Here is a 12,358-nt window from a genome sequence, read left to right as displayed (position 1 = left end):
TCCAGCTATGAGTAGCGGACGTATCGTTCAAATCATCGGCGCCGTTATCGACGTGGAATTTCCACGCGACAGCGTACCGAGCATCTACGACGCCTTGAAGGTTCAAGGCGCCGAAACCACTCTGGAAGTTCAGCAACAGCTGGGCGACGGCGTGGTGCGTACCATTGCGATGGGCTCCACCGAAGGCTTGAAGCGCGGTCTGGACGTCAACAACACTGGCGCAGCCATCTCCGTACCGGTCGGTAAAGCGACCCTGGGCCGGATCATGGACGTACTGGGCAACCCAATCGACGAAGCCGGTCCTATCGGTGAAGAAGAGCGTTGGGGCATCCACCGTCCAGCTCCTTCCTTCGCAGAACAGGCAGGCGGCAACGACCTGCTGGAAACCGGGATCAAGGTAATTGACCTGGTTTGCCCGTTCGCCAAGGGCGGTAAAGTGGGTCTGTTCGGTGGTGCCGGTGTGGGCAAGACCGTAAACATGATGGAACTGATCCGTAACATCGCCATCGAGCACAGCGGTTATTCCGTGTTCGCCGGTGTGGGTGAGCGTACTCGTGAGGGTAACGACTTCTACCACGAGATGAAGGATTCCAACGTTCTGGACAAGGTTGCTCTGGTCTACGGCCAGATGAACGAGCCACCAGGAAACCGTCTGCGCGTAGCGCTGACCGGCCTGACCATGGCCGAGAAGTTCCGTGACGAAGGTAACGACGTTCTGCTGTTCGTCGACAACATCTATCGTTACACCCTGGCCGGTACCGAAGTATCCGCACTGCTGGGCCGTATGCCTTCCGCAGTAGGCTACCAGCCGACCCTGGCTGAAGAGATGGGCGTTCTGCAAGAACGTATCACTTCGACCAAGCAAGGCTCGATCACCTCGATCCAAGCGGTATACGTACCTGCGGACGACTTGACCGACCCGTCGCCAGCGACCACCTTCGCCCACTTGGACGCCACCGTCGTTCTGTCCCGTGACATCGCTTCCCTGGGTATCTACCCAGCGGTAGACCCACTGGACTCGACTTCCCGTCAGCTGGACCCGAACGTGATCGGCAACGAACACTACGAGACCGCTCGCGGCGTTCAGTACGTACTGCAGCGTTACAAAGAGCTGAAGGACATCATCGCGATCCTGGGTATGGACGAGCTGTCGGAAGCCGACAAGCAGTTGGTATCCCGTGCTCGTAAGATCCAGCGCTTCTTGTCGCAGCCGTTCTTCGTGGCTGAAGTCTTCACTGGTTCTCCAGGCAAATACGTTTCCCTGAAAGACACCATCGCTGGCTTCAAAGGCATCCTCAACGGTGACTACGACCACCTGCCAGAACAAGCGTTCTACATGGTCGGCGGCATCGAAGAAGCGATCGAGAAAGCCAAGAAACTGTAATCCCGGCGCCCGGCAACGGGCGCTAATTTAGGTTGAGGCAAGCAGATGGCTATGACAGTCCATTGCGATATCGTCAGCGCGGAAGGGGAAATCTTCTCCGGTCTGGTGGAGATGGTGGTTGCGCACGGTGAGCTGGGTGATCTTGGTATCGCTCTGGGTCACGCACCGCTGATCACCAACCTGAAGCCAGGTCCGATCCGCTTGATCAAGCAGGGCGGGGAAACCGAGGTGTTCTACATCTCCGGTGGTTTCCTCGAGGTTCAGCCGAACATGGTCAAGGTTCTTGCCGACACCGTGCAACGTGCTGCCGACCTGGACGAAGCCTCCGCTCAGGAAGCCGTCAAGGCTGCTGAGAAGGCCCTGAATGAAAAAGGCGCAGATTTCGACTACGGTTCTGCTGCTGCACGTCTGGCCGAGGCCGCAGCTCAGCTGCGTACCGTCCAGCAGATCCGCAAGAAGTTCGGCGGCTAAGTCGCAGGCTTTCTGTGTGATTGCTTAAAAAGGGTAGCCTCGGCTACCCTTTTTATTTTCCGCCATTCACCCCCCTTGGTCGCAGTCGCCGACCCCCCAGGATTGGTAGCCAGTCATGTCTCTCGAAATCGTTATCCTCGCCGCGGGTCAAGGCACTCGCATGCGTTCGGCGCTGCCCAAGGTGCTGCACCCGGTCGCCGGCAACTCCATGCTCGGGCATGTTATCCACAGCGCCCGGCAACTCGATCCACAGCGCATCCACGTGGTGATCGGCCACGGTGCGGATGCGGTGCGCGAGCGCCTGGCGGCCGATGATCTGAATTTCGTGCTGCAGGACAAGCAGCTGGGCACCGGCCACGCCGTGGCCCAGGCCGTACCGTTCATCACGGCCGACACGGTGCTGATCCTCTACGGCGATGTTCCACTGATCGAAGTCGAGACCCTGCAGCGCCTGCTCAAGCAAGCGGGGCCGGAGCAACTGGGCCTGCTCACCGTCGAGCTGGATGACCCGACCGGCTACGGGCGCATCGTCCGTGACGCCAGTGGCAAGGTCACCGCCATCGTCGAGCAGAAGGATGCCGACGAGGCCCAACGCGCGATCACCGAGGGCAACACCGGGATTCTTGCGGTCCCCGGCCAACGCCTCGGTGACTGGACCGGCCGTCTGTCCAACAACAACGCCCAGGGCGAGTACTACCTCACCGACGTGATCGCCATGGCGGTCAGCGATGGCCTGATCGTTGCCACCGAACAGCCCCACGACGCCATGGAAGTGCAGGGCGCCAACGACCGCAAGCAACTGGCCGAGCTGGAGCGCCACTATCAGCTGCGCGCCGCGCGCCGGTTGATGGCCCAGGGCGTGACCCTGCGTGACCCCGCGCGTTTCGACGTGCGTGGCGAAGTCACGGTCGGCCGCGACGTGCTGATCGATATCAACGTGATTCTCGAAGGCCGGGTGGTGATCGAGGACGACGTGGTGATCGGCCCCAACTGCGTGATCAAGGACAGCACCCTGCGCAAGGGCGTGGTGATCAAGGCCAACAGCCACCTGGATGGCGCGGTACTGGGCGAGGGCAGCGATGCCGGCCCGTTCGCTCGCCTGCGTCCCGGCACCGTGCTGGAGGCCCGTGCCCATGTGGGTAACTTCGTCGAACTGAAGAACGCTCACCTGGGCCAGGGCGCCAAGGCCGGCCACCTGACCTACCTGGGCGACGCAGTGATCGGCGCCCGCACCAACATCGGCGCCGGCACCATCACCTGCAACTACGACGGGGTGAACAAGCACAAGACGGTGCTGGGCGAAGACGTGTTCATCGGCTCCAACAACTCTCTGGTAGCGCCTGTGGATATCTTGTCCGGTGCCACCACCGCCGCCGGTTCCACCATCACCCAGAACGTGGCGCCAGCCCAGCTGGCGGTGGGTCGGGCACGACAGAAGAACATCGACGGCTGGAAACGGCCGGAGAAGATCAAGAAGGACTGAGGTTATCCACAACCGCGGCGGACCTGTTCGCCGGTCGGCCGGCTCCTACGCTCAGCGGTAGGAGCTGGCTGAATGTGGATAACTTCCCACCCGACAACTGCGATTTTTTCACTTCCTCCGCTTGACGAAGTTTCGATCATAGGTTTCTATTGCGCCTGTTATCTTTCGAATCGAAACTTAAGTCGCCATGTCGAAACGCAACACACCCCAACGCCGCCACAACATCCTCGCCTTGCTCAACGAACAGGGCGAAGTGAGTGTTGATGCCTTGGCCAAGCGTTTCGAAACCTCAGAAGTTACGATTCGAAAGGATCTGGCCGCCCTGGAAAGCAATGGCTTGCTGCTGCGTCGCTACGGTGGCGCCATCACCATGCCCCAGGAGTTGGTCAGCGACCTCGGCCAACCGGTGTCTCTCTACAAGCAGGCCATCGCGCGCGCCGCAGTGCAGCGCATCCGCGAACACGCGCGGATCATCATCGACAGCGGCAGCACCACCGCCGCGATGATCCCCGAACTGGGCCTGCAGCCGGGCCTGGTGGTGATGACCAACTCGCTGAATGTGGCCAACGCCCTGAGCGAGCTGGAGCACGAGCCGGTGCTGCTGATGACCGGCGGTACCTGGGACCCCCATTCCGAGTCGTTCCAGGGCCAGGTGGCCGAACAGGTTCTACGCTCATACGACTTCGACCAGCTGTTTATCGGTGCCGATGGCATCGACCTGGCCCGCGGCACTACGACCTTCAACGAACTGCTGGGGTTGAGCCGGGTCATGGCCGAAGTGGCTCGTGAAGTGGTGGTGATGGTCGAATCCGACAAGATCGGCCGCAAGATTCCCAATCTGGAACTGCCATGGAGCAGCGTCCATACCCTAATTACCGATGATCGCCTGCCCTTAGAGGTCCGCGACCAAATCCAGGCCCGCGGCATAACTCTGATTTGCGCGGCTGTCAGCTAGGAGAAAAACCATGTGTGGAATTGTTGGCGCCGTTGCTGAACGCAATATCACCGCCATTTTGCTGGAAGGCCTCAAGCGCCTCGAATACCGCGGCTACGACAGCGCCGGTGTCGCGGTCTACACCAACGCCGGCAAGCTCGAGCGCCTGCGCCGTCCGGGCAAGGTCAGCGAACTGGAACAGGCCCTGGCCAGCGAGCCGCTGGTGGGCCGCCTGGGCATCGCCCACACCCGCTGGGCCACCCATGGCGCGCCGTGCGAGCGTAATGCCCACCCGCATTTCTCCGGCGACCTGGCGATCGTGCACAACGGCATCATCGAGAACCACGAAGCCCTGCGCGCGCAGCTCAGTGCCCTGGGCTACACGTTCACCTCGGACACTGACACCGAAGTCATCGCCCACCTGCTGGACCACAAGCTCAAGGACCTGGGCGATCTCACCACTGCCCTCAAGGCCACGGTCAAGGAACTGCATGGCGCCTACGGCCTGGCAGTGATCAGCGCCAGCCAGCCGGATCGCCTGGTCGCTGCCCGCAGCGGCAGCCCGCTGGTGATCGGCCTGGGCCTGGGGGAAAACTTCCTCGCCTCCGACCAACTGGCCCTGCGCCAGGTCACCGACCGCTTCATGTACCTGGAAGAAGGCGACATCGCCGAGATCCGTCGTGACAGCGTGCAGATCTGGGACATCGAGGGCCAGGCCGTCGAGCGCGAAGCGGTGCAGTACCGTGACGGTGCCGAAGCGGCGGAGAAGGGCGAGTTCCGCCACTTCATGCTCAAGGAAATCCACGAGCAGCCATCCGTGGTGCAACGCACCCTGGAAGGCCGCCTGAGCGCCAATCAGGTGCTGGTCCAGGCCTTCGGTCCGCAAGCCGCCGAGCTGTTCGCCAAGGTGCGCAATGTGCAGATCGTCGCCTGTGGCACCAGCTACCACGCCGGCATGGTGGCCCGTTACTGGCTGGAAGAACTGGCCGGCATTCCGTGCCAGGTGGAAGTGGCCAGCGAGTTCCGTTACCGCAAGGTGGTGGTGCAGCCTGACACCCTGTTTGTGACCATCTCCCAGTCCGGCGAAACCGCCGACACCCTGGCGGCCCTGCGCAACGCCAAGGAGCTGGGCTTCCTCGCCAGCCTGGCGATCTGCAACGTCGGCATCAGCTCCCTGGTGCGCGAATCCGACCTGACCCTGCTGACCCAGGCCGGGCGCGAGATCGGCGTGGCTTCGACCAAGGCCTTCACCACCCAGCTGGTGGGCCTGTTGCTGCTGACCCTGTCCCTGGGCCAGGTCCGTGGCACCCTGGCCGCCGGCGTCGAAGCCGAACTGGTGGAAGAGCTGCGCCGCCTGCCGATCCGCCTGGGCGAAGCCCTGGCCATGGACGGCGTGGTGGAGAAGACCGCCGAGCTGTTCGCCGACAAGCACCACACCCTGTTCCTCGGCCGTGGCGCCCAGTACCCGGTGGCGATGGAAGGCTCGCTCAAGCTCAAGGAGATTTCCTACATCCACGCCGAAGCCTACCCGGCCGGTGAGCTCAAGCACGGCCCGCTGGCCCTTGTGGATAACGACATGCCGGTGGTCACCGTGGCGCCGAACAACGAGCTGTTGGAGAAACTCAAATCCAACCTGCAGGAAGTGCGTGCCCGTGGCGGCGAGCTGATCGTGTTTGCCGACGAACAAGCCGGCATGACCAATGGCGAAGGCACCCACGTGATCCAGATGCCGCACATCCACGACATCCTTTCGCCGATCCTCTACACCATCCCGCTGCAGCTGCTGTCCTACTACGTTGCCGTACTCAAGGGCACCGACGTCGACCAGCCGCGTAACCTGGCCAAGTCAGTCACCGTGGAGTGAGTTATCCACAGTCGGGCAGTGCCTGGCTTTGGATAACCGCAACTGCAAACAAAAAGGGGAGCCTGTCCAGGCTCCCCTTTTGCCATGCGCCTTGACCTTCCGGCTGCGCTTGTCGTGTCCGGCAGCCTGGCTGGCGGACGGCATGGCCTTCAGCGCGAATGCTGTACCGAAACAATGTCGCCAGTCGATGCGTCGATATCCACCCTGAACATCGCCTGGTCACGCTGACGGCTGAACATGCAGGTAAAGATGCTGGGCGAATCGTGCGCAAACTGTTCGAACCAGCTGTAGACACCTGCCTCGAGCTGGCCATTGATCAGCAACTGGTCGGCAATTCTGATCTGTTGCTGGCGGTCGCCGGAAACCACGTAAAGCGTCGCCGCCACCCCGGAGTCATCATCGTTCCACAGGATGGCGAGGTGCTGCCGATCCGGCACCACGATCGCCAGCAGGCCGCGGCTGTTGACCACGCTCAGGGGCTGATCCTGCCAGCGCCAGCAAGCTTCGACGACTCGGCAGGGACCCCAGCCCAGAGCGATCATCTGGTCCACTGTCATGTGTTCGTCGATGACTTTGCCGTCTTCGCGGATTCGCTCGAAATCACTAATCACAACTTTCACTCCACAGGCAGCAAACTAGGCGTGCCGACAATTTTCAGATTCCTGTCACCGACGAACTCCACCTGCTGCACGCCGCCCTTGTAGTTCTCCAGCGGACCGGTGAGGCCACTGTGAATCTTTTGCGGTGCCGTGGTTTCGACGGTGATCACATGGGACACATCTGTCTTGAACCGATCGAGGATCACCAGTTTATCCCGCGCATAGGCCTGGCTGGGAATCGGCTCCGGAGCGGCGAAGCCACCGAAGGCCGGCTTGCCCTGCATGATGGCCTCGGCCTGGCCTTTGGCGACAACCATCTGGTATTGCCGTCCCGGCGGCACTATCTCGGTCTTGACCTGGGTGCCTTCCAACCACGCCGGCAAGTTGCCCTCGGCGATCATCGCCTCGTTGACCTGCGCGGCCGTTCGCACCTCTAGCACTTGCGACTGGTTGGCCAGTCGCGCCGCATTGCGTTCGGCGCTTACCTTGGCCATTTTCGGCCCGGCGCCGAGCAGCGCCAGGCCGGCCATGCCTTGCAGCAGGTCACGGTAGCCCGGGCCGAGCCGGTCGCCGAGCTGCCCAAGCAATTCCATGCCGCCATAGATCGCGGCGCCCACCGCCACTGTGGTCAGCAGGGCCGCCAGGCCGGCCATGGCGGCCAGCACCAGTGCACCGGCGGCGGCGACCAGGCCCAGCGCCTCAAGGCCGGTGTGCAGCCAGCCCTCGATATCCAGCACGAACTCCACCTGCAGCGTCGGACCGCCGATGAAGGTGTTATGGCTGCCGGACTTGATATGCGCACCGCAAGTCATCTTGCTGCTCAGTCGCGCCGCCGGCTTGCCGTTGATGTACACCGTGGCGCTGCCTTCGGCGATGGTGACCGGGAAGGGCCATGGCGGATGCGCGACGGGAAAGCCGCTGCAGGAACTGGACACGTCTTCGCCGGCCCGCATGGCATTGCGCAGATTGACTAAGACGTTGGGACTGCCCCTTATGAGTTCACCGGTGGCGGGTTCGGGCAGATCGAAAATGGTCGACAGTCCCTTCACCAACTGGAACATCGACAGGCCACCGGCGGCGACCGAACCCGCCAGGACCACAGCCGCCAGGCCACCCGTTGCCGCGGTCGCGGCGATGATGGCCGCGCCAATGAGAGCGCCTGCCACCGCACCGGCGAGCATGGCTGCAACTCCGAATCCATGAGCGATTTCGTCGCCCAAACGTGCCGCGGCCTGTACATCCATGCTGAGATTGAGCCTCCGATACGACAAGCATCTTCCCTGGGGCCAGTGGTTGGCCCGGGGCGCGGATTATCAAAGAGTCGCCAGGGAAGGGGCAAGGCCCAAAAAGGCAGTCTGCAGCGAAGGAGGGCGGGAGCTTCACGCGCAAGGTTATTTTTGTGCGACAGTTTTGCATGCTCCGAGTCCGCGGCGAATGTCAGTGGACGGCCCGAGGAATCCCAACCTGTGCGCAGGCCTGGATTTTTATCCCGCTAATGGAAAACCAATGAAACTTCGCCTGATTCATGGATGGATGCTCCTGCTGATGCTGGCTGTCCTGATGCTGGGAGCCCTGACCCCAGTGCTGTCCAACAGCCTCTTGCTGTTGATGGATAGGGCCAACTTCATTCCCGCCGAATCGTCCATCTGGACCTTCGAGCCAACACGGATCAACCAGGGCTCTTCTTCCTATTGGCTGTACGGGGAAGATCGGCACTACTACTTCTATTTTTCTTACACCGAAGATCAGCCTTACCGGCTGATTGCCAAGAACAACCCGTGCCCGGGATTCGATAGGCACGATGTTGGCACCTGGTGTATCCCCTGAAGCCCGGGCCCTGGATTATGCTGCGGGCTCGCGGCGCCCACCGGGCAGGCGCCGGCAGCTGAGGTGGGGCATGGACAGGTTCCAGGAAATGCAGGTATTCGTGTGCGTCGCTCAGGAGCAGGGTTTCGCCGCTGCGGCCCGGCGCCTGAACTTGTCGGCCGCCAGCGTGACCCGGGCCGTTGCCGCGCTTGAGCAGCGCATCGGCACTCAGCTGTTGCTGCGCACCACCCGCCGTGTGCACCTGAGCGATGCCGGGCAACGCTACCTGGAGGATTGCCGACGCATTCTGGCCGAGGTCCAGGATGCCGAGGCCTCGGCCGCCGGCGTCCATGCCCAGCCCCGGGGCCAGTTGACCCTGACGGCGCCGGTGCTGTTCGGCGATCTGTTCGTCACGCCTTTGCTGGTGCGCTACCTGCAACGTTATCCACAGGTGAGCGTCAACGCCCTGCTGCTGGACCGGGTGGCGAACATGGTGGAGGAGGGCATCGATGTGGCGGTGCGCATCGGCGAGCTGGCCGACAGCGGTCAGCACAGTGTCCGTGTCGGCGAGGTGCGCCGGGTGGTGTGCGCCGCGCCGCAGTTCCTGGCGGCCCATGGGCGTCCGCAACACCCCGATGAGCTGCGCCAGGCACCGGTGATCGCGCCCTCGTCCATTGGTCAGACGCGCAACTGGCAGTTCAATGACAACGGCCGGGTACTGAGCGTGCGCCCCGAACCGCGGTTGCTGGTCAGCGCCAATCAGGCGGCCATCAGTGCCGCCTGCCTGGGCTTGGGGCTGACCCGGGTGCTGTCCTATCAGGTCGCCGACAAGGTGGCGGCGGGGCAGTTGGAAATCGTACTCGAGGCCTTCGAGCTGGCGCCCTTGCCGATTCACGTGGTGTACCAGGGCGGGCGCAAGGCGCCGGCGCGGGTGCGCAGCTTTGTCGACTTCGCCGTGCAGACCCTGCGGCAACACCCCTCGCTCAATCCCTGATCGGCTTTATTGCGCTGGATGAAATGATGGATTGCGATTCCTGGTGATTCTGTTGTTTTTCTCCGGGGATCAAGATAGGGCTCCCAGCGCGGCACTTCGACCGCGCCTCGTTAGCGGAGTCGACCATGTCTCAGCCACCTATCAAGTTCTACAACTTTCCCCGTTCCGGGCATGCCCATCGGGTCGAACTGATGCTGTCCCTGTTGAACCTGCCCAGCGAAACCATCTTTGTCGACCTGGCCAAGGGCGCTCATAAGCAGGCGGACTTCCTCGCCCTCAACGTCTTTGGCCAGGTGCCGGTGATCGATGATCAGGGCGTGGTGCTGGCCGATTCCAACGCCATCCTGGTGTATCTGGCCCAGCGTTATGGCCAGGGCCGCTGGTTGCCCAGCGACCCCGTGGGCGCGGCCCAGGTGCAGCGCTGGCTGTCGGTGGCGGCGGGGCAGATCGCCTTTGGACCGGCGGCGGCGCGGCTGATCACGGTGTTTGGCGCCTCGTTCAATGCCGAGGAAGTCATCGCCCGGGCCCATGCCCTGCTCAAGATCATGGACCAGGAGCTGGCGAGCCGGCCCTTCCTGGTTGGACAGGAGGCAACCATTGCCGATGTCGCGGGCTACAGCTACATCGCCCACGCCCCGGAAGGCAACGTGTCACTGGAGCCTTACCCCCATGTACGGGCCTGGCTGGCGCGGATCGAGGCGCTGCCCGGTTTTGTCCCCATGCCGTCCACTGCGGCGGGTTTGAAAAGCGCCTGACGGCGGATCCGGCGGAGGCTTGCCCATGAACACCCAATCACCCTGGCATGCCGGCGAACGGCAGCTTCAGACCCTGACCGGGGTGGCCGAGCGCATGCAAGCCTTCGGCGCCAAGGTCATCCGTCCGGCAATGCCCGACCAGCACCGGCAGTTCTACCAGCAACTGCCGTTCATCCTGGTGGGGGCGGTGGATGACCAGGGCCATCCCTGGGCGAGCGTGCTGGAAGGTCCACCCGGCTTCGCTCAGGCGCCCCAGGCCGATCTGTTGCGCCTGGACAGCCTGCCCGCCGCCGACGATCCGCTGGTCTTGAGCGAGGGGGCGGCGGTGGGCTTGCTGGGGATCGAGCTGCATACCCGGCGGCGCAACCGTCTCAATGGCCGGATCGGCAACCTGGACCGCGACGGTTTCAGCGTGAACGTGGAGCAGTCCTTCGGCAATTGCCCGCAGTACATCCAGCTGCGCGAGCTGCAGCAGGTGGCCCTGAGCGACCCCGCCAGCCGCCCGGCCCAGCGTCGCCAGGACCTGGACCCGGCGGCCCGGGCACTGATCGCCGCTGCCGACACCTTCTTCGTGGCCAGCTACGTCGACCTGGATGGCCAGCGCTCGGTGGACGTGTCGCACCGTGGCGGGCAGGCGGGGTTTGTCCGGGTCGAGGGCAACTGCCTGACCATTCCCGACTTTGCCGGCAACCTGCACTTCAACACCCTGGGCAACCTGCTGCTCAATCCGCGGGCGGGCTTGTTGTTCATCGATTTTCGCAGCGGCGAGCTGTTGCAGCTCAGCGGGCGCACCGAGCTGATTCTCGACGGGCCGCTGATCGCCGCCTTTCAGGGCGCCGAACGGGTGTGGCGTTTTTACCCGGAACAGATGATCCGCCGACCGGGCGCCCTGTCCCTGCGCGGCGAGCTGCAGGCCTTCTCCCCCAACAGCCTGCTGACCGGCAATTGGCCCCAGGCCGAGGCCCGGCTGCGGGCGGCGGCCCTGGGTCAGCAATGGCGACCCCTGCGGGTGACGCGCATCGAGGACGAAAGCCGCAGCATCCGTTCGTTCTACCTGGAGCCGGCCGACACTGCCGGAGCGCCGGGCTTCCTGGCGGGCCAGCACCTGCCGTTGCGGTTGACGATCGACGGCCAGCCGCTGATCCGTACCTACAGCCTGTCCAGTGCGCCTTCCGACGCTTTCCTGCGGATCAGCGTCAAGCGTGAAGGGCGCTTCTCCAGCCATATGCACCGCCAGCTCAAGGTGGGCGATCTGCTGGAGGCGCGGTCGCCCCAGGGCCGCTTCAGCGCCGATCCGCTGGCAACGCGGCCGCTGGTGCTGCTGGCGGCCGGGGTTGGTATCACTCCCTTACTATCGATGCTGCGGGAGGTGGTGTACCAGGGCCTGCGCACTCGCCGCAGCCGGCCTTGCTGGCTGATCCAGAGTTCGCGCAGTCTCGCCGAGCAACCCTTTGCCGCCGAGCTGCAAGCCCTGCAAGCGCAGGCCGGGGGAGCGTTGCGGGTGCTGCGCCTGCTCAGCCAGCCGGAAGCGCAGGCACGGCCGGGCGTCGACTTCGATCTGGTTGGCCGCCTGCACGTTCAACGGCTACTGGCACAGCCGGATCTGGACGTCGACAGTGCCGACTTCGTGCTCTGCGGTCCCGGCGCCTTTACTCAGGATCTGTACGACAGCCTGCGGGACCTGGACATCAACGATGAGCAGATCCACGCCGAAACCTTCGGCCCCTCGACCCTGCGCCGCCGGCCCGATCCCCTGGCGCCGGCCTTCGACCAGCCGCCGGCGGCCACCGCCGCTGTGCCGGTGCGTTTCCAGCAGGCGGCCAGAGCGCTGAGCTGGCAGCCCGCCAGCGGCAGCCTGCTGCAACTGGCGGAAAGCGCCGGCCTGCACCCGGAGTTCAGTTGCCGTGGCGGTTCCTGTGGCACCTGCCAGACCCGGCTGATCAGCGGCCTGGTCAGTTATCCACAGGTGCCGGCGTACAAGCCCGAACCCGGTCAGGTGCTGATTTGCTGCGCCGTTCCGGCGGCTGTGGATAACGACGCCGCGCCGTTGATCCTCGACCTGTAGCAG

11 protein-coding genes are annotated in these 12,358 nt (G+C 63.7%); 9 read left to right on the top strand and 2 right to left on the bottom strand.

The features are described from left to right. Positions 1 to 7: 7 nt before the first annotated feature. The 5 genes from atpD to glmS all read left to right on the top strand — a co-directional run bounded on the left by atpD (position 8) and on the right by glmS (position 6,136). Positions 8 to 1,384 (top strand): F0F1 ATP synthase subunit beta, encoded by a 1,377-nt coding sequence (gene atpD, locus POS17_RS30545; protein WP_007924510.1) that lies wholly within the window; start codon positions 8 to 10, stop codon positions 1,382 to 1,384. Between the two features lie 45 nt (positions 1,385 to 1,429). Next, positions 1,430 to 1,855 carry a F0F1 ATP synthase subunit epsilon gene (locus tag POS17_RS30540; RefSeq protein ID WP_058438442.1) on the top strand — a complete coding sequence of 142 codons (426 nt, stop codon included), beginning with the start codon at positions 1,430 to 1,432 and terminating at the stop codon, positions 1,853 to 1,855. 115 nt (positions 1,856 to 1,970) lie between these two features. Further along, complete coding sequence (glmU, locus tag POS17_RS30535; protein WP_060841843.1) at positions 1,971 to 3,338, top strand: bifunctional UDP-N-acetylglucosamine diphosphorylase/glucosamine-1-phosphate N-acetyltransferase GlmU; 1,368 nt, start codon at positions 1,971 to 1,973, stop codon at positions 3,336 to 3,338. Positions 3,339 to 3,525: 187 nt separating this feature from the next. Continuing rightward, positions 3,526 to 4,293 carry a DeoR/GlpR family DNA-binding transcription regulator gene (locus tag POS17_RS30530; protein ID WP_047306719.1) on the top strand — a complete coding sequence of 256 codons (768 nt, stop codon included), beginning with the start codon at positions 3,526 to 3,528 and terminating at the stop codon, positions 4,291 to 4,293. A gap of 10 nt (positions 4,294 to 4,303) precedes the next feature. Further along, positions 4,304 to 6,136 (top strand): glutamine--fructose-6-phosphate transaminase (isomerizing), encoded by a 1,833-nt coding sequence (glmS, locus tag POS17_RS30525; protein ID WP_060841842.1) that lies wholly within the window; start codon positions 4,304 to 4,306, stop codon positions 6,134 to 6,136. A 149-nt stretch (positions 6,137 to 6,285) separates the two neighbouring features. Here the strand turns inward: glmS and POS17_RS30520 are convergent, their stop codons facing one another. Then, complete coding sequence (locus tag POS17_RS30520; protein WP_060841841.1) at positions 6,286 to 6,747, bottom strand: hypothetical protein; 462 nt, start codon at positions 6,745 to 6,747, stop codon at positions 6,286 to 6,288. A 5-nt stretch (positions 6,748 to 6,752) separates the two neighbouring features. Continuing rightward, entirely contained in the window at positions 6,753 to 7,979 is a 1,227-nt protein-coding gene (locus POS17_RS32480; RefSeq protein WP_060841840.1) for a PAAR domain-containing protein, read from the bottom strand. A gap of 262 nt (positions 7,980 to 8,241) precedes the next feature. On the opposite strand from POS17_RS32480, the gene POS17_RS30510 reads away from it, so the two are divergent. From POS17_RS30510 to POS17_RS30495, 4 genes are all read left to right on the top strand, one after another. Then, the gene (locus POS17_RS30510) at positions 8,242 to 8,562 is read left to right on the top strand and encodes a hypothetical protein (RefSeq protein ID WP_060841839.1); all 321 of its coding nucleotides are present in this window, start codon (positions 8,242 to 8,244) and stop codon (positions 8,560 to 8,562) included. Positions 8,563 to 8,632: 70 nt separating this feature from the next. Then, complete coding sequence (locus tag POS17_RS30505) at positions 8,633 to 9,535, top strand: LysR family transcriptional regulator (RefSeq protein WP_060841838.1); 903 nt, start codon at positions 8,633 to 8,635, stop codon at positions 9,533 to 9,535. Positions 9,536 to 9,660: 125 nt separating this feature from the next. Next, positions 9,661 to 10,290 carry a glutathione S-transferase family protein gene (locus POS17_RS30500; protein WP_060841837.1) on the top strand — a complete coding sequence of 210 codons (630 nt, stop codon included), beginning with the start codon at positions 9,661 to 9,663 and terminating at the stop codon, positions 10,288 to 10,290. Positions 10,291 to 10,315: 25 nt separating this feature from the next. Then, on the top strand, positions 10,316 to 12,355 hold the full coding sequence (locus POS17_RS30495; protein WP_060841836.1) for an FAD-binding oxidoreductase: 2,040 nt from the start codon (positions 10,316 to 10,318) through the stop codon (positions 12,353 to 12,355). Positions 12,356 to 12,358 lie beyond the last annotated feature (3 nt).

It is taken from the genome of Pseudomonas sp. Os17 (assembly GCF_001547895.1).
In the GTDB taxonomy this organism is placed as follows: Bacteria; Pseudomonadota; Gammaproteobacteria; order Pseudomonadales; family Pseudomonadaceae; genus Aquipseudomonas.
The sequence above is the reverse complement of the archived record's forward strand: the minus strand, read 5'-3'. Positions and strand labels throughout refer to the sequence as shown.

What these genes read in the sequence shown, in the direction of transcription:
- glmS (WP_060841842.1), top strand. Translation starts at nt 4,304, where the DNA reads ATGTGTGGAATTGTTGGCGCCGTTGCTGAACGCAATATCACCGCCATT.
- POS17_RS30530 (WP_047306719.1), top strand. Translation starts at nt 3,526, where the DNA reads ATGTCGAAACGCAACACACCCCAACGCCGCCACAACATCCTCGCCTTG.
- POS17_RS30500 (WP_060841837.1), top strand. Translation starts at nt 9,661, where the DNA reads ATGTCTCAGCCACCTATCAAGTTCTACAACTTTCCCCGTTCCGGGCAT.
- glmU (WP_060841843.1), top strand. Translation starts at nt 1,971, where the DNA reads ATGTCTCTCGAAATCGTTATCCTCGCCGCGGGTCAAGGCACTCGCATG.
- POS17_RS30510 (WP_060841839.1), top strand. Translation starts at nt 8,242, where the DNA reads ATGAAACTTCGCCTGATTCATGGATGGATGCTCCTGCTGATGCTGGCT.
- POS17_RS32480 (WP_060841840.1), bottom strand. Translation starts at nt 7,979, where the DNA reads ATGGATGTACAGGCCGCGGCACGTTTGGGCGACGAAATCGCTCATGGA.
- POS17_RS30495 (WP_060841836.1), top strand. Translation starts at nt 10,316, where the DNA reads ATGAACACCCAATCACCCTGGCATGCCGGCGAACGGCAGCTTCAGACC.
- atpD (WP_007924510.1), top strand. Translation starts at nt 8, where the DNA reads ATGAGTAGCGGACGTATCGTTCAAATCATCGGCGCCGTTATCGACGTG.
- POS17_RS30505 (WP_060841838.1), top strand. Translation starts at nt 8,633, where the DNA reads ATGGACAGGTTCCAGGAAATGCAGGTATTCGTGTGCGTCGCTCAGGAG.
- POS17_RS30540 (WP_058438442.1), top strand. Translation starts at nt 1,430, where the DNA reads ATGGCTATGACAGTCCATTGCGATATCGTCAGCGCGGAAGGGGAAATC.